The following is a 23,799-nucleotide window of genomic DNA, read 5'->3' as shown; positions in this document are numbered from 1 at the left end:
GTTTGCACAATCTTGCGATTGTTAGCTCATTAATTGTTTGCTAGCTTTTGCTTGCAATGTTTATTTTGTTCTTGAATATCAAGAACGCCCTACACATTGGTTCGTTTGCTTTGTTCAGTTTTCAAAGGTCTACATGTTGCGATTCAGCTTCTTAAAAGAAGTGAATCTGTTGTTTCAGCAACTTTTATATCTTATCAGCTTTCCAGTTGATTGTCAACAACTTTTCAAAAAGTTTTTTTAGAAAAGTTTGTATTTTCAATTGAGATAAAAGTTGTGAAACTCGCTGCAAAACATCGGAATCTTCTTGCTTGAAAAGCAATTAGAAGCTCTTGTCCTAAGCGACTTTGTTAGTCTATCACGGGAGCATGAACCCGTCAAGATAATTTTGTGAAAAAAATGAAGTTTTTGCAGATTTTTTTTACTTTCCTATAAGAGTGATTTTTTTCTTCCTTTTTGCAATAAAAAAGCCGATATTTTAAGTTCTGTTCTTACGCTAAACTTAGCACTTTTAAACTTTTTCCTAAAGCGGATGGTTGAATTTCTTCTATTCTTGATTATTTGCTAAAATGAATAAAACAGAATAATTGGAGGATTCACTGATGAAGATTTTAGTAGCAGATGATGATAAAGAAATTGTTGAGTTACTGAGTATTTATATCCACAACGAAGGTTATGAAGTAGTCAAAGCTTATGATGGGAAAGAAGCTCTATCGAAAATTCGCACGGATCAGGATATTGAATTGTTGATTTTAGATATTATGATGCCGGAAATGGATGGGATGCAGGTTGTGAAAGAGCTGCGGAAGGAATCGCAAATTCCGATTATCATGTTGACTGCTAAAACAACTGACATGGATAAAATCAAAGGCTTGGTGGCTGGTGCAGATGATTATGTAACCAAACCATTTAATCCTTTAGAGGTTATGGCGCGGGTAAAATCTTTGATGCGCCGCACGCAAATGCAGGTGACCGCGGATGAACCGGATGTGTTAGAAATTAATTCGCTAATCATTAACCGTGATTCCCACGAAGTGAAAACAGTCGATGGCAAAGATATTCAATTGACTGCCTTAGAATTTGGGATTTTGTATTTGTTGGCCAGCCATCCTAATCGAGTCTTTAGCGCCGATGAAATTTTTGAACGGGTTTGGAAACAAGAAAGCATTGTTTCTGCGAAAACAGTTATGGTCCATGTTAGTCATTTGCGGGACAAAATTGAAGAAGCTACCAACGGGGAAAAAATAATTCAAACTGTTTGGGGTGTTGGTTATAAGATCGATGCAAGATAGCCGCGTAAAGCAAAATGAAAAACGCAAGCGGATTACGCTGACCTCTAAGGAAATCAGCGAATTATTGGCAGAGGGCATTATTACAATTGTCCTTTTGCTACTATTAAATGTAGCAATTATGGTCATCTTATCGGCGGTCATCGAAAACTCTCCTAATTTGGAGGGAGCTGTCTGGGGCACGAAGAATGTTTTTATGGAACAATTAAACTCGGACATTTTTTACAGCGGCCGCAATTTTATTTTTCCAGTCTTTGCGATTATTGATGCGATTATTGTATACTGGCGCTTGATTCGTCGCTACCGGCAGATGCAGATGCGCCATGTTATCAGTGAGCTGCATTATATTGCCAACGGAAACTATGACCATCGAATTCCCTTTGAATTAAAGGGGGATTTAAGCAAGGTTATCTTGAGTATTAATGCGCTGGTGGATAGTACGGCGGCGGCCATTGAAGATGAGCGGGAAATTGAAAAATCTAAAGATGAACTGATTACCAATGTCAGCCATGATATCCGGACACCGTTAACTTCGATTATTGGTTATCTGGGATTAATCGAGGACCAACAGTATCACAGTGAAGAGGATTTGAAAAAATACGCCCACATCGCTTACACGAAAGCCAAACAGATGAAATATTTAGTGGATGACCTCTTTGAATATACGCGGGTCCGTCAGCCTTCTGTACCGGTAAATTATACAAGCTTTGATATGATTCAGCTGATTGAGCAATTGGCAGTTGATTTTGAGTTGGAGGCCGATAAAAAAGGCATTGCCATCAATGTCATTTCTAATACTGAGCATCTGATGATGGATGGTGACACGGATAAACTAGTGCGGGTCTTTAATAATTTGCTGACCAATGCCTTAAAATACGGCAAAGGGGCCAATCAAGTCGTGATTGAAGCCCTTGAGCAGCCCAATGAAGTCGTGATTACCGTTAAAAATAATGGCACGCCGATTCCTAAAGAGTCGTTGAATCAGCTCTTTGATCGCTTCTATCGTGTGGATGAATCCCGTTCCCAAGAAATCAGCGGCACGGGTCTGGGCTTGGCAATTTCGCAAAATATTGTCGGACTCCACGGCGGTTATATTTACGCCCAATCCAATGACAAATGGACTTCTTTCATTATTCACCTGCCTAAAAAACAGCAGGGTCAAAAATTGAAGAATCCTAAAACTCGAAATTGACAAGCTAGTGGGAATTCACTATACTAAACTTAATATATGACTGGAAAACTAGTACTTTATTTTCTGTTTTTAGAGAGTTGGCGGCAGGTGCGAGCCAATAGCAGGAGTAAAAGAATCCATTTTCTAAAGGTCACTGACGAAAACAATGAGTAAGTCAGCTCGGTTAACAACCGTTATTTTGTTTCAAGGGCAGCTACGGCTGAACTTGGGTGGTACCGCGATTACAGCTATTTCGTCCCAAGATTTATGGGATGGAGTGGCTTTTTTTATTTTACAGAGGAGGAATGGAAATGTTAGATGTCAAAGTTTTACGGCAGAATTTTACAGAAGTTGCTGAAAAATTAAAGACCCGCGGAGTGAAGGAAGAAGTCTTAGTCAAGTTTATGGAATTGGATGAAGCTCGGCGGAAAAAATTAGTTGTCGTAGAGGAATTGAAAAAGCAGCGGAACCAAGTATCTGAGGAAATTGCCCAATTAAAGCGGACCAAAGAAGATGCCGCTGAAAAAATTGCCGCTATGAAAACAGTCGGCGCTGAAATTAAAACACTCGATACGGAAATTGCGGAAATTGATGAAGCTATCACCGATATTGCGACGACCTTGCCAAACTTACCCCATGCAGATGTGCCTGTGGGAGAAAGTGAAGATGATAATGTTGAAATTCGCCGCTGGAGTGAACCCCGCAAATTTGATTTTGAACCAAAGCCCCACTGGGAAATTGCGGAGGATTTGGGAATTCTTGACTTTGAACGGGGCGCTAAAGTGTCCGGCAGCCGCTTTGTTTATTACAAAGGCTTAGGCGCCCGCTTAGAACGGGCTTTGTACAATTTTATGTTGGATGAGCACGTCTATGAGCAGGGCTATACTGAAATGATGACTCCTTATATTGTCAACAGCCAATCAATGTTTGGCACCGGTCAATTTCCGAAGTTTAAAGAAGATGTCTTCCAACTGGCTGAAACAGATTTGACTTTAATTCCGACAGCGGAAGTCCCTTTGACCAATTATTTTGCCAATGAAATTTTAGATGAAGCGCAATTACCGGTTTATTTCACCGCTTTGAGCCCATCTTTCCGTTCTGAAGCTGGTAGTGCCGGCAGAGATACCCGTGGGCTGATTCGCCTGCATCAATTTAACAAAGTTGAAATGGTTAAATTCAGCACCCCGGAACATTCTTATGAAGAATTAGAAAAAATGACCAATGACGCCGAAGTTCTTCTGCAAAAATTGGGCTTACCTTATCGAGTAATTATTTTAAGCACTGGCGACATGGGCTTTAGTGCTGCTAAGACCTATGATTTGGAAGTCTGGATTCCCGCTCAAGACATGTATCGGGAAATTAGTTCTTGCTCTAATACTGAAGACTTTCAGGCTCGCCGGGCAATGATTCGCTATCGTGATGCCGATAATAAAGTGAATTACCTGCATACTTTAAACGGCTCTGGCTTAGCTGTCGGCCGGACCGTCGCAGCCGTTTTAGAAAATTATCAAAACGCTGATGGCTCTGTTACGATTCCAGAAGCTTTAGTGCCGTATATGGGCGGCGTGACTGTGATTAAAAAAGAAGCGTAAAGAGAAACTCAACTGGTCCAGGGCTGTTACAGCTCCTGTTCCAGTTGAGTTTTTGGTTTATTCTAAAATAAAGTAAAAGACAATCCCCAGCGGAATTGTTTCATCCTGCAGATTTTCTTGAAAGGATTCTGCACCACCGCCCTGCATGTGATCAGTATTGTTTCCATAAAAGAAATAATACTTTTGGTCCAGCTCTAAAGGACCTTCTTCTAAATACCACATGGTGGCTAGCTGGTCATCCGTTGCAAATCCTAATTCACTAAATTGTTTTTCAAAGTTCATGGTAGCACCCCCCACCTGCAAATTCATTAGAAGGGTCTGGGCATCCCGCAAAATACCAAATTTCATAGTGCCACTCAATACACCATTCATGTCAGGGACACCGTGAAAAACTTGTTCCGAATAACTCAATTCGCCATGGTCATAAGTCTCAATAAAAAAACTAATTCTTTTTGCATCGGTATTAAACTGAATATCATAGCTTTGATTAAATAAGAGACTGGCAACGCCTAAATCGCCTTCCTGCACGCGGGCATGATTGTCCTGTAAACCGCTGATTTGGTGTTCGCCAAAGGGTGGATAATTATAGCGCTGCAAAAAAAACAGCGCTGGCAAGATTACCACAACAATTAAAACACCCAGCGTGATGCCTAAGGTCCGCCAGAAATTTTTCTTGCGGGATTGCTTGATTAATTTGTTAAATTCTTGATCTTGTAGGTTCATCCCAATTCCTCCATTAAATGTCTGAGTTTTTTTCGGCTGCGGTACAAGGCCGTTTTTATACTTTCCGGTGGGCGATTTAAAATAAAGGCCATCTCCTGCAGGCTGAGTCCCTCATGATATTTTAAAATCAGCAGATTGGCACTGGCTAAATCCAACTGGTTCAAGGCCGTTTCTAGTTCTTCATTAGGTAGCGGCATTTCAGAATAAAATTCTTCATTGAAGTGCAGCTGTAAAATTTCCCGCCGGCGTTTTGTCTGCCGATAAAGATTGAAATACAAATTCAGAGCGACTCGATAAAACCACGGGCGGATTTTTTCCGGGGGAATCACGGCCTCCACCTCCAGCATCTTGACCACTGTTTCTTGCGTGACATCTTTAGCATCTTCAACCTCGGCACCGATTTTTATTAAATAGCCAGTTACCTCTTGCAGCAATTGAAAAATAATATCCTCATAGCCCCCAAGCTTCATCCTCACCCCACCCTTCATCTATATAACAAGTGAACTGTTAAAAAGTGAACAGTCTAAATTGAAATTTTTTCTAATAGGTCAAGTATAGCAAAGAAACTCTGACTGATTTGCGGAAAAATCAGCGCAAAAGCTGCCGCAAATATTTCAGACCCCGCTGAAATTATCGCCTGATACTAAGCAGCATTTCCCCCTATAATAGACTTATCAAGAAAAAAAGAGGAGGAATGTCCATGAAATGGTATCAATTACCTGGACAAGAAATTATTGAGAATTTACATACAGCTGCAGGCGGTTTGACCCCGGCAGAACGCAAAGAGCGTTTAGAAAAAGCTGGCCCTAATAAAATGGCGGAAAAAAAGCAGCTGAAAACGTGGCAAAAAATTCTGAAGCATTTTACAGATTTGTTGATGATTGTTTTGATGGTCGCCGCAATTTTGAAATTTGCGACCGGCGATTATGTTGAAGCTAGTATTATTTTACTGGTGGTCATCGTCAACGGTCTTGTCAGCTACTGGCAAGAGCGTAAGGCGGAAGAATCTTTGGACGGTTTAAAGCAGATGATGGGGCAAGAAGCCGTGATTTTAATGGCTGGCGTGAAACAGACGGTCCCGACAGAAGATTTGGTTCAAGGTGACATCGTCACCTTGAAGGCCGGTGATGTAGTGCCGGCCGACCTGCGTTTACTAGAGAGCCACGACTTATTAATTGAAGAATCCATTTTAACTGGTGAATCAGAGGCGGCGGAAAAAGATGTCGCCACGCTGAACGACTCCTTACCGGCTGGCGACCAGAAAAATATGGCCTTTACTGGTACTTTAGTTCAAGCCGGTTCAGCTTTAGGAATTGTCGTGGAAACTGGCGATACAACGGAGATTGGTAAAATCAATCAAGCTTTGCAATCAGTCCAACAACAAACGACACCCCTCGTTAAAAAAATGCACCAATTGAATCAAAATATTTTCAAAGGGATTATCGCCCTGATTGTCTTTTTGATTTTCTTTACAACCTTCCGCTATGGCATGGACTGGCAGCTGATGTTTTCTGCGATGATTGCTCTGATTGTCGCGATGATTCCTGAAGGCTTGCCGGCTGTCCTGACAATGATTTTGTCGATGGGTGTCAAGGAGATGGCCAATGAAAATGCCATCATTAAGAGTATGCCCTCGGTGGAAACTTTGGGCTCGATGACAGTCATTGCCTCAGATAAAACCGGTACTTTAACAAAAAATGAAATGACGGTTGTGGAGACCGCCACACAAGATGATGCATTGATGCTGGAAATTATGAACAATACGCAAGAGTTAAAACTTTCTGACCAGCAAAATGCTGCTGATTTAAAAGGGAACCCCACTGAATTAGCCCTGCTTCATTATGTTGAAAAGCACGGCGAAGAACTTAGTTTAAAAACACAAACCAGTAAAATCCCCTTTAGTTCCAGCTATAAATATATGGCGACTTTGCATGCTGAAGCCGAGCACTCGCTGATTTTTGTCAAGGGGGCGCCGGAAGTCTTGCTGAACAAAACCAATTTAACGACTGCTGAAAAGCAGGCTTGGCAAAATCAAGCGACACAATTTGCCAAAAAAGGTCAACGGGTTTTAGGCTTTGCCTTTAAACAAGTTGCTCCAAAAACTGAACTCAGTCATGAAGATTTAACAGACTTAGACTTTGTCGGTTTAGCCGGCATTATTGATCCGCCGAAGGAAAGTGCAATTCAGGCGGTCAAAGAAAGTCAGGCGGCGGGAATTGCTGTCAAGATGATTACCGGTGACCATAAGGATACAGCTCGAGCGATTGGGAAAGAAATTGGCCTGCGCCACACGGATAAAGTTTTGCAAGGTATTGAAATCGACAATCTAAGCGATCAAGAATTAGCTCAACAAGTAAAAAAAGTCGATGTCTTTGCACGGACAACTCCAGAGCATAAGTTGCGGATTGTGACAGCTTTACAAAATAATGGCGAGATTGTCGGCATGACCGGCGACGGCGTTAATGACGCGCCAGCTTTAAAGAAAGCTGACATCGGAATTGCTATGGGTATTAAAGGCAGCGAGGTCAGTAAGCAAGCAGCTGATATGGTCTTAGCCGACGATAATTTCCATACCATCGCTAAGGCCGTTAAAGAAGGCCGCCGCATTTTTGACAACTTGAAGAAGACCATTAACTTCTTCTTACCAACCGCCTTAGCCCAAGGGTTGATTGTTATCATCGCCCTTCTACTAAATCAGCCTTTACCATTAAGTCCGATTCAAATTTTATGGGTTAACATGGTCACGACAATTACCCTTTCCTATGCGCTAGGTTTTGAAAAAGCCAGCCAAGACACTATGCAACGGCCACCTCGCCCTGTCAATGAAGGCATTCTATCTGGTTACAGTCTATTTAGAGTCATCTATGTATCTCTATTAATCATGCTGCCGGCCTACTTTTTAGCTATGCAATTTGACAGCCAGCTGCTGCAACAGACTATTTTATTACAAAATATTGTCGTCGCACAAGCCGTTTACATGATTAACTGTCGTGAGCTGACGGAGCCTTCGATTAATAAAGGCTTGTTCCAGAACAAACCACTGTTTATCTCTCTAGCAATTTTAGTGGTGCTGCAAAGTGCCGTCCTTTACCTGCCATTTATGCAGCAATGGATGGGAACGACTGCCTTGAGTGGCGGCCAACAATTAATTATTTTGGCCAATGTTGCCTTACTCTTTTTAATTGTTGAAATCGAAAAAGGACTGACTAAACGGATTACCCGCCGTCAGTCCCAAACCTCAAGTGATCTGAATTAAGTTTTATAAATAGTGCTGCCAAGTGAGCTCGGTTAACTGCCGCAGTTCATTTTTGGTTGGCAGACTGGAAATATAAACGACTTCGACTGCTAAAGGTGCCAAAGGAAAATTAGAAACAACGATGTCGTTCTCATTAAAGTTCAGCTCAGTCAGCTGAGAAATTTCAACACTGACTAATTTCACCCGCCGACCAAAAGCATCCGCCAATTCCTGCTGCAAAAAAGCTTTCCACGCCGGCTCCCCTTGGAAAATAAAGTACAGGGTCATCACTTGCGGCCGAGCGGCAAACACAGCCTGCTGTTCCAATAAGGAAATCAGATTTAATAAATACAGCGGATTATCCAGATGGACCACTGAATCAATCAGTGCCAGCAGCTTTTGATCGCTGGCAGCATGTTCTTTTCGCTCTGCAAGCAGTTCTTGATACTCCAATTGGAATTGTTCCGACAGCCAGGTGGATTCATTATATTTCAAAAGTAGTAACAGCAGATTTTCGGTTAACTGCGTTTTTTGAAAATCCAATTGCTGACGCTGGGTAATTTCACTGGCTAACTGTTCTGCTACGTTACCCAACTGGGGATAAGCCTGAGTTAAGTCCAGCGCTGCCCCGAAGCTATTGTTGTAATTCCAGCTTTCTAAAAAGCAGAAAAAGGCAAAAAAACGCTCCGCCTCCTGCAAATAAATACCTTCTAGCTGATACAAAGCAGCCAAAGAAGTTTGATACTGTTGATACAAAAAATCTGCTTGATTGAACTTGAATTCGTCAATCGGGCAATTGGCCTTGACCCGAATCGTATTGATAAAAAACCAGCAGACGCCAAAAATCTGCTCCGTATCAACAGCCAGAGGCGAGCGATTGAGTTTTTTTAAATAATCAAAATAATGCCCCTCATGGATACTGTACTCTTCAAAAAAATAATTATTATGGGTGAAGGGTAACAAAAGGCGGTGGAAAAAAATCCGCACGGCGCTTTCGTTTCCGATTAGCTCAGCAGTTTTAGCTGAGACTTTGATTTTAATCTCATAGGGCTTTAATTGCCGATTGATTTTATTTGTATGGCGTTTCAAAGTTTCTAAGGAGACGCCGTTTTCTGCTAAAAATTTACTGGTGGCCAGCTCCTTTTCAAAGAAGAGGGCTTTAATCAATTGAATGCTGATGGATTGAGGCAAAAACAAATCCCACAGCTGATTGGCTAGCTGATTTTCCGTTAAGATCAGCTGAATTCCTTGACTGTCAGCGGAAATCTGCCAGCCTGCTGGCAGCTGCTCACGAATCAGCTGCAAATCAGAAAAAACCGTTCGTTCAGTCGTCTTCAACTGCTGAGCGATTTCCTTGGCGGTTATTTGCGGATGATTCAGCAATAATTCCAAGAGGGAAATCTGGCGCCGCAAATCTTTTTCGGTAATCATTTTTTTCAGCATGGAATACATAACACAATCACCCCTTCTCAAATAGAATAAGGGTAATTGACAGAGGGGTCAATTAGGAAGGTTGCTGGGAATTATTTTAAGTGACAGCCGCCCTTTTCCAAAAAAAATCAAAAAAGTTTCATTTTCCGCTTGACTTAGAGTCCAGTTCAAGTTGTATTCTATGGCAGTCATAAGGAAAGGAGCTTTTTTATGTTATTAGAAAAAATTATCACGACTATTCAAGAACCCAGCGATTTAAAAAAATTAAGCCAAACAGAATTGGCAGCTCTTGTGGTGGAAGCCCGGACTGCGCTATTAGAAAAAATCAGCAGCCACGGCGGGCATAACGGTCCCAACTTAGGCGTGGTTGAAATGACTGTCGCCCTGCACTATGTTTTTGATTCACCAACAGATAAATTTATCTTTGATGTTTCCCATCAATCTTACATCCATAAAATGCTGACGGGGCGCAGCCAAGCCTTCACCGATGCGGCTCACTATGATGATGTTTCCGGCTACACCAATCCAAAAGAAAGCGAGCACGACCTCTTTACCGTCGGTCATACCTCGACTTCTTTGTCTTTAGCAAACGGTGTGGCAAAGGCCCGGGATTTGAAAAAAGAGACCAGCAATGTCGTCGCTGTGATTGGCGACGGCTCACTTTCTGGTGGTTTAGCCTATGAAGGGCTGAATAATATTGTTGAACAAGACACCAACACGATTGTCATCGTTAATGATAATGACCAATCCATTGCCGATAATTTTGGCGGCCTTTACAAAAATCTCAGGGATTTAAGAAATTCCAACGGCCAAGCTAAAGATAATTTCTTTAAAGCATTAGGCTTCGATTATTATTATTTAGAAAATGGCAATGATTTAACTGCCTTGATTGCTTTATTTGAAGAAGTTAAAGACAGCCAGCACCCGGTCTTGCTGCACATCCACACACTGAAGGGCAAAGGCTTCTCTTATGCCGAAGCCAATCGGGAAAAATTTCACGCCGGTGGCCCTTTTAGTTTAGAAACCGGCGAATACTTAGCTGCCGCAAGCAGTGAAGCAACTTACAGCAGCGTGACGACAGACTTTCTCTTAGAAAAAATGGCAGCAGATCCAACCGTTGTCGCTGTCAACGCCGGTACGCCGATGCTTTTATTCAACCAAGCACAACGCTTGCAGGCCGGCAAACAATTTGTCGATGTCGGCATTGCTGAAGAACAAGCCGCAACCATGACAGCTGGTCTTGCGAAAAATGGCGCCAAACCAGTTTGGGCGGTTTATTCAACCTTTATGCAGCGAAGCTTTGACCAAATTTCCCATGATTTGGCCTTAAATGATTTACCGGGAACGATTTTAGTTTACGGGGCATCCGCCAGCGCTATGAATGATGAAAGTCATCTCGGCTTTTTCGATATTCCTTTTCTAAGTCATATTCCAAACCTAGTCTATCTAGCACCAACCAATAAGGAAGAATATTTGGCGATGCTGGACTGGTCCATCGAACAAACAGGACATCCCGTAGCTATTCGTGTGCCGGTCGGCCCGTTGATAGAAACCGGCCTGCCTGACACAACCGATTACGGACAACTCTATAAAAATCAAATCTCACAGGTGGGGGCGCAAGTTGCCTTGATTGGTGTCGGTAATTTTTATGGATTAGCTGCAGCTGTCGCTGAAAAGCTGGCAGAAACTGCAGCAATCCATGCCACCATCATCAATCCTAAATTTATTTCAGGTCTTGATCAAGTATTACTGAACAGCTTGAAGCAAACTCATCAATTAGTTGTGACCCTCGAGGACGGCCTTTTAGATGGCGGCTATGGTCAAACTGTCGCCGGCTTCTTCGGTAATTCTGATTTGAAGGTGCAAACTTATGGTCTTAAAAAAGCGTTTCATGACCGTTATAATCCAGCAGAACTATTGGCAGAAAACGGCTTAACCGTTGACAATATTGTTCAAAATATTTTAGCTGCTTTATAAGCGCTGGATAAACTAATAAAAGACATCAACGAGCCGGCTGCTTTTAGGCAGTCAGCTTGCTGATGTCTTTTTTGTAAATTATTTCTAGCGCTTACTAATCTGTTAAAACTCATGGAGCACTTCTTGTTCTTGTAAAATCCGCAGGCCCCCCATCGCCAAAGCCTCTAACTCATTTTCCCCGGGTTCAAGGCTGACTGGCGCAATAAAATCAATTCGTTTCGTTAAGGCCGCTGTCACGTAGGCCGAATATGACAAGCCGCCGGTTAAAACAATTTGATCGACGCGACCCGCCACTAGCGCTGCCAAACTGGCAATTCCTTTGGCCAGTTGATAAATCATCGCATCATAAATGACTTTTCCCTGAGGCGAATCGGTAATCCGGGCCTCAATTTTTCTAGCATCATTGGTGTCAAAATAAGATACTAAGCCGCCTTGCCGTTTGTAAAAGGTCAGCATTTCTTTTTTTGAATACTGATAACACCAATTGATGACTTGGTGAATCGGCAGGCCACCAGTCCGTTCTACCGCCATCGGCCCCTCATCATCAGAAATCAAATCGGCAATTTCGCCATTTACATGAATTGAAGTTGTCGTGCCGCCCCCCATATGCACCACAATCAAAGTTTGCTTTTGATAATCCAAGCCATTTTGCTGACAGTATTTGATTCCACTGGCCCGGGAATTTAAAATATGGCCCAAACTTTTGCGCTCCATTCCCTTTAAACCGGAAATACGGGAAATCGGCCACATCTGATCGACAGAAACACAGTCGTAAACTAACGGCAGCGCCTGACCTTCTTCTGCCAATTGATAAGCCAGCACAGCTCCCAAATTAGACACATGTTGGTTGATAGTCTCATAAAGCAGATAGTCCATCATTTTTTCCGTGACTAAGTAGCCACCTGCCTTGACCGGAGGCAGGGCACCACCCCGACCAACAACCGCATCCAAATCAGTCAGCTGAATATGCTGCTTTTCTAAAATTTGATGAATGGTTGCCAGCCGAAACGGTAGCTGCTGAGGAATGGTCTCAAATTGATTGACTGTCGCCAAGTCATGAATGACTTCATCAGAAAAGAGCAATTTATCATGGTCATAGACGGCCACTTTGGTGGATGTTGCCCCGGGATTAATTGCTAAAATCTTTTTTGCCACAGACTTCCCCTCCTCGATTTTTTTCACCCTTTGTCTCAATAAACTTCATAAGCAGTAATAAAACGAATGCCAACGCTGCCAGCAATAAAATGACTAAAAACAGATAAAATGTTCCATAATTTACTTCAACCTTTACAGCTAAACTAGGGCCAATCAGTGCTGAAAAAAACTAAATTAAACGTCGCTAGGCTGTAATTAGCAGCGTAAAATTTTGAGCCGTAATACTGGCTGATAAAAGCTGCCGTGATTGCTGAGCCGCTTCCGTAGCTCAGCCCTAGGAAAATTAAGCCTAAGATAATTAAAGCTGCTTGGCCTAAGTAGCTGCCGCCAGCTAGACAAAAGCCGCCAACCGCTAAAAATAAACTTCCCAAAAGCATGGTTCTGCTTCTTTTTAGCCGGTCATAGAGATAACCGAAAGTTAATTTGCCAATGCCGCTGAAGGCAGGCATCAATAACCCAATCGTCGCACTCAAGTTGACCGCCAGCGCAATATTGGCAGCATCGTTAATCACCATTAAACCGGCTGCCGACACTAGAGTTACCCAGATAAAATATAAGCCAAATAAGGGCTGCTTGAGCATTTGTTTCGGCGCCAGACCTGTCGCCAGTCTGGCTTCAGCTTGTGTAGGCAAAGCGTCATGTAAAAAAATGACGCCGATTAAGCCATTGATCAGAATCCAAATACTTAGCGCACGAAATGTCGGCAGTACACCGAATGTGGCAATCATTTTTTCGCAAGCACTGCCTAAAAAGACACTGCCAATACCAAAACCCATCAATAGCGCGCCGGAAGCCAGACCTTGTTTTTCTTTAAATTTCTGGCTGACATTGGCAATCACACTGTTAAAGGCCAGACCAATTCCAAGACCTCCCAAGACGCCGTAGCAAACGTACAGCAGATACAACGGCGGAAGCGAAAGAGTATCCGCCAGCGAAATCAGCCAAAAACCAGCGCTGATAAGCAGGGCCGAGCCGGCTAAAACTTTTTTTATATTTTTTCTCAGCAGGCCATTTAAAAAACCGCCGATGCAAAAGAAAATCATTGAAAGTGTGAAGACCAGCGCCAGCTGTCCCTGACTCCAAGCATTGCCAAAATAATGATTCAGCGGCCGACTGAAAATCGACCAGCTGTAAATCAGTCCCAGATTAAATAGAACAAAGATGCCCGCTATTAATTCAATCCATCGATTTGAAGTCTTCATGACAGCCCTCCTTTATAACGCAGCCAGAAAAAGCGAATTTTCTTTTTCTTCAGCAGCTGCCGCCCGGGAGGTCAGCACAATCGGTACTTCAGCGCCTAAGATGATGCCAGCCATTTTGGCCCCACCTAAAGAGGTCAGCGCCTTTCCCAATAAATTGCCGGCAGTCAAATCCGGCGCAACCAACAAGTCTGCTTGTCCCGCCACCGCACTTTGATATTTTTTCTTTGCTACTGCGGTTGGACTCACGGCTAAATCTAAAGAAAGCGGACCGTCTATTAAAACATCGGGAGTTTCTTGCAACGCTTCTTTGACCGCTGCTGCCGCCAGTGAGGCTGGAATTTTCGGCTGCACAACCTCAGCTGGCGCTAAGATGGCTGCTCGGCAAGGGGCGTAACCTAATTTTTTTAAAAAACCGAGAGCCGTCTTAGTCAATTGAATCTTTTCAGCAATTGTTGGCACCGGCAGCATTCCGCTATCCGTTAAAAAAAGTAGTTTAGGATAATAAGGACTTTCTAAAACGGCCAAATGGGAAAGTAGTGCTGCTTTTTTTATGCCCGCTTCTGCAACAACAGCCTGCAATAATTTTCCTGTCGCAATCTGATCCTTCATCAATAAATTGATTTGACCAGCTTTTACTAACTCTACAGCTTTTGTAGCTGCTGCCTCCAAAGTATCAACATAGGCTACTTGCAAATTATCCAAACCGGGATGCCTTTTTATTAAGGCATCCACCGGCTCTCTTTGACCAATCAAAAAAATATTTAGCGGCCTGTGTCGGCGATAGTTTAAAATACTCGCCAGTACCCCATCACTTTCAGCCCCGACGACTCCAACTGTTTGAATCTGATTTGAAAGAGGCTCCCGCTGCCGCAATTCTTCAAAGGAGTGAATAACCATAAGCTGCTCCTTTCTAACCTATTAAACTTTTTAAGCTAATAAGTTTCCCTCGCTAACGGGTAGGCAATCCGCGAAATATTTAGCAGATGATCGTAGCGTAAATTTTCAGAGATAATATTTTTTCCCCATGATCCACAGCCTAGAGATGGTGTTGGATTTAAGCCATTACCGGGACCACCGGCTGCATCGATACTAGGTTGATTGACAATGATGCGGCAAACCGGCATCGCCAAACCTAATTGTAAAATTTTATCATCATCGTGACTGTAAATTGCAACACTGTGGCCTTTACCAGCCACCTCCAAATTGGCTTGGCAAATTTCTAAAGCATCGGCAAACTCCCGATACGGAATCGCCGCTAAGACCGGACACATTTTTTCTTGGCAGAGAACATCGGCAGCTCCAAATTCTTCAATTTGGACCACGATAATTTCGGCCTCATCCTTAATCGGTAATCCCGCCAGTTCACCAATAAATTGTGGGCTTTGTCCAACCACCGCAGGATTTAGCTGCCCATCAATAAACAACGCACGGCGGATTTTTTCCACATCCGCAGGCTGATCAAAATAGACGGCGGTTCTTTTTTCAAACTCTTGGCGCAATTCCGCCTGCCGTTTTTCTGGATAAATAATCGTCTGGGCGCAGGCACAAATCAGCCCGTTGTCAAAGGAACGGCTGATGATACTCAGCTCAACGGCAGCCGCCACATCAAAATCTTCTGTCAAAATCCCTTGCGTGTTCCCCGGCCCCACACCGTAGGATGGTATGCCGCTAGTGTAAGCGGCATGAACTAAACCAGGGCCGCCGGTTGCCACATTCATATCTGATTTGCTCATCAGTTCTTTAGTTAATTCCTGAGAGGGTTCTTCGATAATTTGAATTAAATCCTTCGGTGCGCCGATAGCGGCAATCGCTTCTCGCATTAATTCTACGGTATGAATAGTCGTGGCCTTTGCTCGTGGATGAGGCGAGATAATAATCGCATTGCGTCCTTTCAAGGAAACCACTGTATTACCGACAGAGGTCACCGTTGGATTCGTCGTTGGCGTCACCGACCCGATGACACCGACCGGGTGGGCAATCTCCACAAGTCCCAGCTCAGGCAGACGATTGATGACACCGACCGATTTTTTACCTTTTAAAAATGTCGGCAAATTGGTGCCCGCCACTGTATTTTTACCAATTTTGTGATCTAGGCGGCCCATCTTCGTTTCAGCCACCGCTTCTCTTGCCAGCATTTCTGCATTGGCGATAATTGTTTCAGAAATTGCGGCGATTAACGCATCCGTCTGCTCTTGCGTGTAATGACTAATTTCCGCCATCGCCTGTTTGGCCCGCAAAATTTTTTGATCAATCATAAGGCTCCCTCCTTATTTTTCGTAAATTTTTTCCAACACGTCCATAAACATTTCGTAAGAGACCGGAGCCGGATTCATATCATTGCTGGGTTCTTCCATGGCAGCTTTTGCGATAATATCAAAATCAGCCCGCTGAATGCCCGTCGTGTTTAAAGCTGGAATATTTAATTCCACATTTAATTCTTCTAAAGCTTTGACGACATCTTCTGCCTGACAATCAGCACCTAACCCCATTGCCACGCCAACTTTTTGATATTTCTCAGCGGCAAAGCGGGCATTGTATTTAACGGTTTCTGCTAAGGCCATGGCGTTGGCTAAGCCGTGGGGAACATTAAAATGAGCCCCTAATGGATGGGCAATCGAGTGGGCAATTCCTAAAATTGCCACGTTGAAGGCCATCCCTGCCAGCGTACTGCCCATTAGAACCCGGGAACGGGCAGTCAAATTTTGACCATCCTTGACCGCTGTTGGTAGATTTTGATAGATTAATTCAATCGCTTTTAATGAATGAATTTCCGTGAATGGATTGGCTAAAGTCGAAACATAGGATTCAATCGCATGGGTTAAGGCATCGCAACCAGTTGAAGCTGTCACTTGCGGCGGCAAGCCTACCGTCAACTGAGGATCTAAAATCGCAACTGTCGGAGTTGTATACTTGCCGGAAATCACCATTTTCTTTTTCCGTTTTGTGCAGGTTACCACCGAAACGCTTGTCACTTCACTGCCTGTCCCAGCCGCCGTTTCAATCGCAATCAGCGGCACCGTCGGATTAGGCACTTGATCGATGCCTTCGTATTGTTGAATCGGCGCTTCATTTGTTAACAGCACATTGATTGCTTTGGCACTGTCAATCGAACTGCCACCGCCAATTGCAACAATCACATCAATTTGTTTTCCTTTAAAATCATTTGCAGCCGCTTCAATTGAGACATCTGTCGGATTGGCAATCACTTGGTCAAACTGATAAATCGTCAAGCCCTCTGCAATCAAGCGGCCCAAAATAGTATCAATCAGTCCCGTACTTTTAATTCCTTGGTCATAGATTGCCAGCACACTTTTTGCTTGCAGCTTTTCTAGCTCAGCAGATAATTCTAAGACAGCCCCTTCGCCAAAAATAATAGCTGTCGGTGCACTAAATCGAATCATTTTAACCCCTCCTATTCTTTACTTTTAGTTTAAATGAAAACGCTATCCATTTATTGTAAAAAACGGCAATTTTTTCTACATATTCGATTGACTGTTATTTTTTAATGTCTTATAGTTAAGGTGAAGACCGTCTTGACCCCATTGAATTGCAACAGATAAAGGAGGTTATTCTGTTGAAGAAGGATTTTTTGACGCTCTCGCAACCCTTTCACTCCAAGATATTTACCCACCGGGCCTCTTATTGGAAAATCTTTGACTATCCTACCCAGCAGGAGAAATTAAATTATATTTTATTTGAAGATTATCACGTAGGGAAAAAAGATATCCAAATTGAGTTATTACCGGACCTGATTGAAACCCTCTGCCTCGAACTGCCGCCAAATGAAAAAAAACTAAATCTGATTTTTTTTGGCAAACATACCATTTCAAGAACGGTTACTTATCAAGCCAACCATCGTTACCTCGCACTTCGTTTTAACCCTTTAGGCAGTGTTAAATTCCATAGCTTTGACAACGATACTAAAAACAAAATGTTTTCTTTGAATAAATACCTCGACCAAAAGCTAATTGAAGAGCTGATTCCGCTGTTTGACCTGCCTCTAGACCAACAGGCAGAAGCCGTCATCACTCTATTGCAACCGACTTTTTATTATTCCTGCCCGACATTAATTTACGATTTCATCGATTACGCTGTTTCCCAGACCACCTCGTTAAAATCCGCTTCTGAAAAATTTAATTACTCCGCCCGACAAATTCGCAATATTTTTCAAGATACTCTAGGCGTCTCCAGCAAAGAAATTATTCAAGTGTTGCGTTTTTGGCGCGCCATCAATTTAATTGAAGAGGAAAATCTCCAGACTACAAAAGACCTTGCTGGTAAGTTGGACTTTTTCGATGATTCTCATTTCATTCGCACATTTACCAAATATGCAAACGTCTCACCGACTTCCTATATTAAAAAGAAACGCCATGCCCTTGCCCATTCGTAAAAATGAGCTGCTCTGTATAAAAAAATTCAAAAAAAAGCTTGCGGCAAAAGCTCCTCGACAACTGACTGTCTGAGGAAACTTATGCTGCAAGCTTTTTGTTTACTGTTTAGGATTCAATTGAATAATTTGGTGCTTCTTTGGTAATTTGAACATCATGAGGATGCGATTCCTTCAAGCCGTTGCCGCTCATTTGGATAAATTGGGCATCTTCTCGTAATTCTTTTAAGTTCGCTGCTCCAACGTAACCCATACCAGAACGCAGGCCGCCAATCATTTGGAAAATAATATCGGATACGCTGCCTTTATAGGCAACCCGCCCTTCAATTCCTTCTGGAACAAGTTTATTGGCTTCATTGACGCCGCCTTGGAAGTAGCGGTCGCTAGAACCTTTTTCCATTGCGCCAAGGGAACCCATGCCCCGATAAGTTTTGAAACGACGACCTTGATAAATTTCAAATTCACCTGGGGATTCATCCGTACCGGCCAACATGCTGCCTAGCATCACGGCATGGCCGCCAGCTGCTAAAGCTTTAGCGATATCACCAGAGAATTTAATACCGCCATCGGCAATAATCGCTTTGCCATATTGACGAGCCACTGAAGCCGCATCATAAATTGCTGTTAATTGAGGAACACCAACACCTGCAACTACCCGAGTGGTACAAATCGAACCCGGTCCAATCCCAACTTTGACTACATCGACACCGACATCATATAACGCCTTGGTGCCTTCAGCTGTGGCAACATTGCCGGCAATTAAAGTTGCTTTCGGGAAAGTTTTACGAATCTCAGCGATTTTGCGAATCACGCCAGCGCTGTGACCATGAGCTGTGTCAATTACGATTGCATCAGCTCCGGCATCTAATAAAGCCTCCGCCCGCTCAAAAGTATCGCTAGTCACACCGACTGCTGCTGCCACTAATAAACGACCGTGTTCATCTTTGGCTGCATTAGGAAATTCGATGACTTTTTCAATATCTTTGATGGTAATCAAGCCGCTTAATGCGCCGTCATTATCGACGATTGGTAATTTTTCAATTTTATGCTGTTGTAAAATTTTCTCAGCGTCTTTTAAAGAAGTGCCGACAGGAGCTGTGACTAAATCATCTTTAGTCATCACGTCATTGATGGGAATTTGATAATCAGTTACAAAACGTAGATCACGGTTGGTTAAAATACCGACAAGTTTGCGATTTTCCATTGTTTCAACAATCGGCACACCGCTGATGCGATAGCGACTCATTAAATGTTCTGCATCTGCAACTAAATGGCTTGGAGTTAAGAAGAAAGGATCGATGATAACGCCGCTTTCAGAGCGTTTAACTTTGCGAACTTCATCCGCTTGTTCGGCGATGCTCATATTTTTATGAACAACCCCTAAACCGCCTTGGCGGGCCATGGCAATCGCCATTTTGCTGTCCGTCACGGTATCCATACTGGCGCTGATGATAGGGATGTTTAATTTGATATTCTGCGCTAATTGCACTTCCATATTGACATCATTTGGCAAGACGTGGCTCTCAGCTGGAATAAGTAGAACATCATCGAAGGTTAAGCCTTTTTTAGCAAATTTTGATTCCCAGTTTGACATGATTGTGAACCTCTCCCTATTAATTTTTTAACAAAAAACATATCAGCTTTTTAAAGTCTTGTCAAGAAAGCCGATAAAACTTTCATGAAAATCTAGGACTATTTTTAGAAATCATGGGGAAAAACGCTTTATCCTCTCAGAGAGCAGTCGCCAACAAAAAAATCCAAAACCCTCCTTGCAGTTGTTCCACTCAACAGCTGCGAAAAAAGAATTTTGGATTCTATTTCAATATAAAATTTTTATTACCTGCTTAACGCATCGAGAACATGCCGACGATGCCTAGGCGTTTTTTCAGGTACCAGCGCAAACCTAACACGGCAGCACCTAGCACTAACATAACGATTGGATCTAATACTGGGTTAATGACAGCTGGTAAAAGACCAGAAGCTGTAAAGGCGACTAACCAAATTAGTGTGGCTCCCACCATCAAGAGCATGGACTTCCACATTTTAGGTTTTTTACTTTTATCAGCACCGGGACGGTCATATTGGTAAACGTATTTGTACATTAAATACATCACCCATCCCCCAGCTGCTGCACCGACAATCAAAGTGACTAAGCCGAAGCTGCCACTGTTGCTGGAAGCGGCAAATTGATTCATCAAACCAAAGATGGCAGCGAAAATTCCTAAGAATAATAAGAAATTGTCCAGCCACATCATGACAGGTGCGCTGACTTTTGATTCTTTGGGTTTGTTCATAATTTGTTCCACTGATTCTGAAACTGTACCGTATAATTGACGGGCTGTGATGCCTTTTTTCTGACCTTCCACCAAGGTGGGCAAAATGTCATGCAACGCTTCCGCCTGATCTGCTTCTGATAAATTTGCCGCATTCATTGATTTTTTTAAGTCAAAGATATATTGTTCGTTACGTTTCGTCAATTGTTCTTCCCATTGACGATTTTCGCTAACAAATTCACGTAACTTCTCTGGTTCCATTCTTTGTTCCCCTTTCACAAACAAGCCGACAGGATTTCGTAAAGCCTATTCTAGCATAGAATAGCCCTCAGTGCCCGCGTTTTTACACATTAAATCTGAAGAGCATAACATCGCCGTCTTGAACGACATATTCTTTGCCTTCAGAACGAACTTTGCCGGCTTCTTTTGCCGCATGCATGCTGCCATAATGACTCAAGTCATCGTAGGAAACTGTTTCTGCTCGGATAAAGCCCCGTTCAAAGTCAGAATGAATAATCCCTGCTGCTTGCGGAGCTTTCATGCCTTTTTTGAAGGTCCAAGCCCGCACTTCTTGTTCGCCGGCGGTAAAATAAGTCGCCAAGCCTAAGAGATCATAGGCTGCTCGAATCAATTGATCCAAACCAGATTCTTCAATGCCTAACGCTTCTAAAAATTCAGCTTTGTCTTCATCGTCTAATTCAGCAATTTCTTCTTCCGCTCTGGCGCTGACAACAATTACTTGAGCATTCTCAGAAGTCGCAAAATTGCGGACCTCCTGCACATAATGATTACTGTCGCTGTCCGCCACTTCATCTTCGGCAACGTTAGCAACATATAAAACTGGTTTTGTCGTTAACAAAAACAGGCTCTTAACTAATTTTTCTTCTTCTTCTGTAAATTCAATACTGCGGGCAGAAATACCTTCTTCTAAAACTGGTTTGATTTTATCTAAAATAGCCAGTTCAGCAACGGCGTCTTTATCCTTAGTCTTGGCAACTTTGGCCACCCGAGTATAGCGCTTGTTGACAGATTCTAAATCCGCCAACACCAATTCCAAATTAATCGTGTCAATATCAGCTAAAGGATCAATCCGACCTTCGACGTGGGTGATATTATCATCATCAAAACAGCGAACCACATGACAGATGGCATCCACTTGACGAATGTGGCTTAAGAATTGATTCCCCAGACCTTCGCCTTTGCTGGCGCCTTTGACGATGCCGGCAATATCGGTAAATTCAAAAGTTGTCGGCACTGTTTTTTTCGGATGCACTAGTTCTGTTAAGCGTTGCAGGCGTTCATCAGGAACTTCTACCACACCGACGTTCGGGTCAATCGTTGCAAAAGGATAATTTGCTGCTTCTGCTCCAGCTTTTGTAATTGCGTTAAACAACGTTGATTTACCGACATTCGGCAAGCCAACGATACCAGCAGTTAATGCCATGAATTCTTCACTCTTTCTCTTTTTTCTCTAGAATTTTTTTTAATTTCTTTTCAAAGTCTCGTCGAGTCAGCATGACAATATGCTGACAATGCAGACAGCGGATTTTGATATCCGCCCCCATCCGAATGATTTCCCAGCGATTGGTTTGACAAGCGTGGGGTTTTTTCATTTCGACGACATCCCCTAAATCATACATGAGGACTCCTCCTTTTTCATTATAAAACCGCAAAAATTTATCTTTTTCTTACTTTAAGCCTCATCGTCAAAATGGACATCTAAAATATCCAAAATCCGTGTTAAATCAGAGGCGGATAAATATTCAATCTCAATGCGGCCCTTGCCTTCTTTTTCTTGGATTTCAACATTGGTGCCGAATTTATCCATCAGGCGTTCTTCGCTCTCCCTCAGGTAATAAGGTTTTTCCTTTACCAGACGCGGCGTTTTCTTTTTAGGCTTTTCTTTGTTTTCATTTAAGTCCGTCACAATTTGTTCCAATTGTCGCACCGTCAAATTTTCTTTGATGGCCCGATTGGTTAATTTAACAATCAAGTCTTTGTTTTTCAAGCCCAATAAAGTCCGAGCCTGTCCCATCGACAAGCGCTGCTCTTGAACCATATCCTTCACAAACTTAGGCAAGGTCAATAGCCGCAAATAATTGGCGATGTACGGGCGGCTCTTACCTAAGCGCTCCGCCACTTCCGCCTGCGTCAGCTTTAAATTTTTCATCAGCATGTCATAGGCTTCGGCTTCTTCCATCGGGTTCAAATCCTCCCGCTGAAGATTTTCCAACACCGCCACTTGCATCATCGCTTCTTCGGTGAAGTCCCGCACGATGGCCGGAATGGTTTCTTTGTTGGCTAGTTTGGACGCACGGAAGCGCCGTTCGCCTGCGATAATTTCATAGCCTTTGACCGCCGACTTACGGACAATAATTGGCTGAAAGACGCCCGATTGTTCAATCGAGTTAGCTAGTTCCTGTAAAGAAGCCTCTTCAAATGTTTTGCGGGGCTGGTAAGGATTCGGCCGCAAATCACTTAAAGGAATATTGATGACTTCTTCTTTTTGCACGTCGACATTTTCCAAATCAGCAAAATTCTCAAACAAGGCATCAATTCCACGACCTAAACCTTTTCCTTTACTCATGGGCTAACACTTCCTCTGCTAATGATAGGTAAACCTCGGACCCGCGGGAGCGGATATCGTAATCGATAATCGACAAACCATGGCTCGGTGCTTCTGACAGACGGACATTGCGGGGAATAATTGTGTCGTAGACTTTTTCTCTAAAATACTTGCGGACTTCTTCAACGACCTCCGCCCCTAAATTTGTGCGGGCGTCATACATCGTCAACAGCACTCCTTCAATTTTCAGCTCTGGATTAAAATGTTTTTGAACCAAGCGAATCGTATTTAACAACTGGCTTAACCCTTCTAAAGCATAATACTCGCACTGAACCGGAATCAAAATTGAATCGCTGGCCGTAAAAGAATTAATCGTCAAATGCCCTAATGAAGGCGGGCAATCAATCAAAATATAATCGTAATCATCGCTGATTTCCGCTAAAGCTGTTTTTAAACGAGTCTCTCTGGCCATCATAGAAGTTAACTCAATTTCCGCACCTGCCAACTGAATGGTCGCCGGTACAATTGACAACCCTTCCCGGGAAGTCGGTAAAATCGTTTCTCTAATCGGCGTTTCATTCACCAAGACGTCGTAAATATCTTGGGCGACATCAGGTTTGCGCACGCCGATACCACTAGTGGCATTGCCCTGAGCATCAATATCTACCAATAAAACCCGCTTGCCATTATACGCCAGACAAGCCCCTAAATTGACTGTCGTGGTGGTTTTTCCCACACCGCCTTTTTGATTCGCTACTGAGATAATTCGTGCCATTTTCTACGTCCTCCTATATTGATGTC

General features: G+C 43.0%; 20 protein-coding genes and 1 other annotated feature. Of the genes, 6 read left to right on the top strand and 14 right to left on the bottom strand.

All coding sequences use genetic code 11. The features are described from left to right. The first annotated feature begins 599 nt into the window (after positions 1-599). The 3 genes from croR (at position 600) to serS (ending at position 4,049) form a co-directional block, all read left to right on the top strand. Complete coding sequence (croR, locus tag AC1Z3S_RS17000) at positions 600-1,289, top strand: response regulator transcription factor CroR (RefSeq protein WP_265459560.1); 690 nt, start codon at positions 600-602, stop codon at positions 1,287-1,289. After that, a complete protein-coding gene (locus tag AC1Z3S_RS16995) occupies positions 1,279-2,478 on the top strand; it encodes a sensor histidine kinase (RefSeq protein ID WP_461736161.1) in 1,200 nt (399 codons plus the stop codon). The genes croR and AC1Z3S_RS16995 overlap by 11 nt, the downstream gene beginning before the upstream one ends. A 34-nt stretch (positions 2,479-2,512) precedes the next feature. Beyond that, positions 2,513-2,721 (top strand) — a binding site (T-box leader). A 47-nt stretch (positions 2,722-2,768) separates the two neighbouring features. Continuing rightward, a complete protein-coding gene (gene serS, locus AC1Z3S_RS16990; protein ID WP_461741335.1) occupies positions 2,769-4,049 on the top strand; it encodes a serine--tRNA ligase in 1,281 nt (426 codons plus the stop codon). A 57-nt stretch (positions 4,050-4,106) separates the two neighbouring features. On the opposite strand, the gene AC1Z3S_RS16985 is transcribed toward serS, so the two are convergent. Further along, entirely contained in the window at positions 4,107-4,772 is a 666-nt protein-coding gene (locus AC1Z3S_RS16985) for a hypothetical protein (RefSeq protein WP_461741334.1), read from the bottom strand. Continuing rightward, positions 4,769-5,242: an RNA polymerase sigma factor gene (locus tag AC1Z3S_RS16980; protein ID WP_461741333.1), complete on the bottom strand. Its 474-nt coding sequence runs from the start codon at positions 5,240-5,242 to the stop codon at positions 4,769-4,771. Before AC1Z3S_RS16980 ends, AC1Z3S_RS16985 begins: the two co-directional genes overlap by 4 nt. Before the next feature lie 230 nt (positions 5,243-5,472). Between AC1Z3S_RS16980 and AC1Z3S_RS16975 the strand changes: the two genes are divergently transcribed. Continuing rightward, the gene (locus tag AC1Z3S_RS16975; RefSeq protein WP_461741332.1) at positions 5,473-8,028 is read left to right on the top strand and encodes an HAD-IC family P-type ATPase; all 2,556 of its coding nucleotides are present in this window, start codon (positions 5,473-5,475) and stop codon (positions 8,026-8,028) included. A 3-nt stretch (positions 8,029-8,031) separates the two neighbouring features. Here AC1Z3S_RS16975 and mafR read toward each other — a convergent pair whose 3' ends face one another. After that, on the bottom strand, positions 8,032-9,459 hold the full coding sequence (mafR, locus tag AC1Z3S_RS16970; protein ID WP_483548163.1) for a global transcriptional activator MafR: 1,428 nt from the start codon (positions 9,457-9,459) through the stop codon (positions 8,032-8,034). A 189-nt stretch (positions 9,460-9,648) separates the two neighbouring features. Here mafR and AC1Z3S_RS16965 point away from each other — a divergent pair, with 189 nt between their 5' ends. Then, a complete protein-coding gene (locus AC1Z3S_RS16965; RefSeq protein WP_461741331.1) occupies positions 9,649-11,415 on the top strand; it encodes a 1-deoxy-D-xylulose-5-phosphate synthase in 1,767 nt (588 codons plus the stop codon). A gap of 102 nt (positions 11,416-11,517) precedes the next feature. On the opposite strand, the gene buk is transcribed toward AC1Z3S_RS16965, so the two are convergent. From buk to AC1Z3S_RS16940, 5 genes are all read right to left on the bottom strand, one after another. Next, complete coding sequence (gene buk / locus AC1Z3S_RS16960) at positions 11,518-12,570, bottom strand: butyrate kinase (protein ID WP_461741330.1); 1,053 nt, start codon at positions 12,568-12,570, stop codon at positions 11,518-11,520. A 143-nt stretch (positions 12,571-12,713) separates the two neighbouring features. Beyond that, positions 12,714-13,772 (bottom strand): MFS transporter, encoded by a 1,059-nt coding sequence (locus tag AC1Z3S_RS16955; RefSeq protein ID WP_461741329.1) that lies wholly within the window; start codon positions 13,770-13,772, stop codon positions 12,714-12,716. A 12-nt stretch (positions 13,773-13,784) separates the two neighbouring features. Then, positions 13,785-14,669 carry a phosphate acyltransferase gene (locus AC1Z3S_RS16950; RefSeq protein ID WP_461741328.1) on the bottom strand — a complete coding sequence of 295 codons (885 nt, stop codon included), beginning with the start codon at positions 14,667-14,669 and terminating at the stop codon, positions 13,785-13,787. Positions 14,670-14,704: 35 nt separating this feature from the next. Next, the gene (locus AC1Z3S_RS16945; RefSeq protein ID WP_461741327.1) at positions 14,705-16,027 is read right to left on the bottom strand and encodes an aldehyde dehydrogenase family protein; all 1,323 of its coding nucleotides are present in this window, start codon (positions 16,025-16,027) and stop codon (positions 14,705-14,707) included. A 12-nt stretch (positions 16,028-16,039) separates the two neighbouring features. Next, a complete protein-coding gene (locus AC1Z3S_RS16940) occupies positions 16,040-17,173 on the bottom strand; it encodes an iron-containing alcohol dehydrogenase family protein (RefSeq protein ID WP_461741326.1) in 1,134 nt (377 codons plus the stop codon). A gap of 173 nt (positions 17,174-17,346) precedes the next feature. Between AC1Z3S_RS16940 and AC1Z3S_RS16935 the strand changes: the two genes are divergently transcribed. After that, positions 17,347-18,162, top strand: a complete 816-nt coding sequence (locus AC1Z3S_RS16935) for a helix-turn-helix domain-containing protein (protein WP_461741325.1) — start codon at positions 17,347-17,349, stop codon at positions 18,160-18,162. 106 nt (positions 18,163-18,268) lie between these two features. Here the strand turns inward: AC1Z3S_RS16935 and guaB are convergent, their stop codons facing one another. From guaB to AC1Z3S_RS16905, 6 genes are all read right to left on the bottom strand, one after another. Beyond that, a complete protein-coding gene (guaB, locus tag AC1Z3S_RS16930; protein ID WP_265459547.1) occupies positions 18,269-19,753 on the bottom strand; it encodes an IMP dehydrogenase in 1,485 nt (494 codons plus the stop codon). Positions 19,754-20,003: 250 nt separating this feature from the next. Then, positions 20,004-20,693, bottom strand: a complete 690-nt coding sequence (locus AC1Z3S_RS16925) for a DUF1129 domain-containing protein (RefSeq protein ID WP_461741324.1) — start codon at positions 20,691-20,693, stop codon at positions 20,004-20,006. Between the two features lie 82 nt (positions 20,694-20,775). After that, positions 20,776-21,876, bottom strand: coding sequence for a redox-regulated ATPase YchF (gene ychF / locus AC1Z3S_RS16920; RefSeq protein ID WP_265459543.1), 1,101 nt, complete (start codon positions 21,874-21,876; stop codon positions 20,776-20,778). 7 nt (positions 21,877-21,883) lie between these two features. Beyond that, positions 21,884-22,072 (bottom strand): DUF951 domain-containing protein, encoded by a 189-nt coding sequence (locus tag AC1Z3S_RS16915; RefSeq protein ID WP_265459542.1) that lies wholly within the window; start codon positions 22,070-22,072, stop codon positions 21,884-21,886. A gap of 53 nt (positions 22,073-22,125) precedes the next feature. Then, entirely contained in the window at positions 22,126-23,019 is an 894-nt protein-coding gene (locus AC1Z3S_RS16910; RefSeq protein WP_461741323.1) for a ParB/RepB/Spo0J family partition protein, read from the bottom strand. Next, on the bottom strand, positions 23,012-23,773 hold the full coding sequence (locus AC1Z3S_RS16905) for a ParA family protein (RefSeq protein ID WP_461741322.1): 762 nt from the start codon (positions 23,771-23,773) through the stop codon (positions 23,012-23,014). The genes AC1Z3S_RS16910 and AC1Z3S_RS16905 overlap by 8 nt, the downstream gene beginning before the upstream one ends. Positions 23,774-23,799 lie beyond the last annotated feature (26 nt).

The organism is Enterococcus sp. LJL90, assembly GCF_056924355.1.
Note: the sequence above shows the minus strand (reverse complement) of the source record. Positions and strands in the feature narration are given on the sequence as shown.

What these genes read in the sequence shown, in the direction of transcription:
- croR (WP_265459560.1), top strand. Translation starts at nt 600, where the DNA reads ATGAAGATTTTAGTAGCAGATGATGATAAAGAAATTGTTGAGTTACTG.
- AC1Z3S_RS16995 (WP_461736161.1), top strand. Translation starts at nt 1,279, where the DNA reads ATGCAAGATAGCCGCGTAAAGCAAAATGAAAAACGCAAGCGGATTACG.
- serS (WP_461741335.1), top strand. Translation starts at nt 2,769, where the DNA reads ATGTTAGATGTCAAAGTTTTACGGCAGAATTTTACAGAAGTTGCTGAA.
- AC1Z3S_RS16985 (WP_461741334.1), bottom strand. Translation starts at nt 4,772, where the DNA reads ATGAACCTACAAGATCAAGAATTTAACAAATTAATCAAGCAATCCCGC.
- AC1Z3S_RS16980 (WP_461741333.1), bottom strand. Translation starts at nt 5,242, where the DNA reads ATGAAGCTTGGGGGCTATGAGGATATTATTTTTCAATTGCTGCAAGAG.
- AC1Z3S_RS16975 (WP_461741332.1), top strand. Translation starts at nt 5,473, where the DNA reads ATGAAATGGTATCAATTACCTGGACAAGAAATTATTGAGAATTTACAT.
- mafR (WP_483548163.1), bottom strand. Translation starts at nt 9,459, where the DNA reads ATGTATTCCATGCTGAAAAAAATGATTACCGAAAAAGATTTGCGGCGC.
- AC1Z3S_RS16965 (WP_461741331.1), top strand. Translation starts at nt 9,649, where the DNA reads ATGTTATTAGAAAAAATTATCACGACTATTCAAGAACCCAGCGATTTA.
- AC1Z3S_RS16955 (WP_461741329.1), bottom strand. Translation starts at nt 13,772, where the DNA reads ATGAAGACTTCAAATCGATGGATTGAATTAATAGCGGGCATCTTTGTT.
- AC1Z3S_RS16950 (WP_461741328.1), bottom strand. Translation starts at nt 14,669, where the DNA reads ATGGTTATTCACTCCTTTGAAGAATTGCGGCAGCGGGAGCCTCTTTCA.
- AC1Z3S_RS16945 (WP_461741327.1), bottom strand. Translation starts at nt 16,027, where the DNA reads ATGATTGATCAAAAAATTTTGCGGGCCAAACAGGCGATGGCGGAAATT.
- AC1Z3S_RS16940 (WP_461741326.1), bottom strand. Translation starts at nt 17,173, where the DNA reads ATGATTCGATTTAGTGCACCGACAGCTATTATTTTTGGCGAAGGGGCT.
- guaB (WP_265459547.1), bottom strand. Translation starts at nt 19,753, where the DNA reads ATGTCAAACTGGGAATCAAAATTTGCTAAAAAAGGCTTAACCTTCGAT.
- AC1Z3S_RS16925 (WP_461741324.1), bottom strand. Translation starts at nt 20,693, where the DNA reads ATGGAACCAGAGAAGTTACGTGAATTTGTTAGCGAAAATCGTCAATGG.
- ychF (WP_265459543.1), bottom strand. Translation starts at nt 21,876, where the DNA reads ATGGCATTAACTGCTGGTATCGTTGGCTTGCCGAATGTCGGTAAATCA.
- AC1Z3S_RS16915 (WP_265459542.1), bottom strand. Translation starts at nt 22,072, where the DNA reads ATGTATGATTTAGGGGATGTCGTCGAAATGAAAAAACCCCACGCTTGT.
- AC1Z3S_RS16910 (WP_461741323.1), bottom strand. Translation starts at nt 23,019, where the DNA reads ATGAGTAAAGGAAAAGGTTTAGGTCGTGGAATTGATGCCTTGTTTGAG.
- AC1Z3S_RS16905 (WP_461741322.1), bottom strand. Translation starts at nt 23,773, where the DNA reads ATGGCACGAATTATCTCAGTAGCGAATCAAAAAGGCGGTGTGGGAAAA.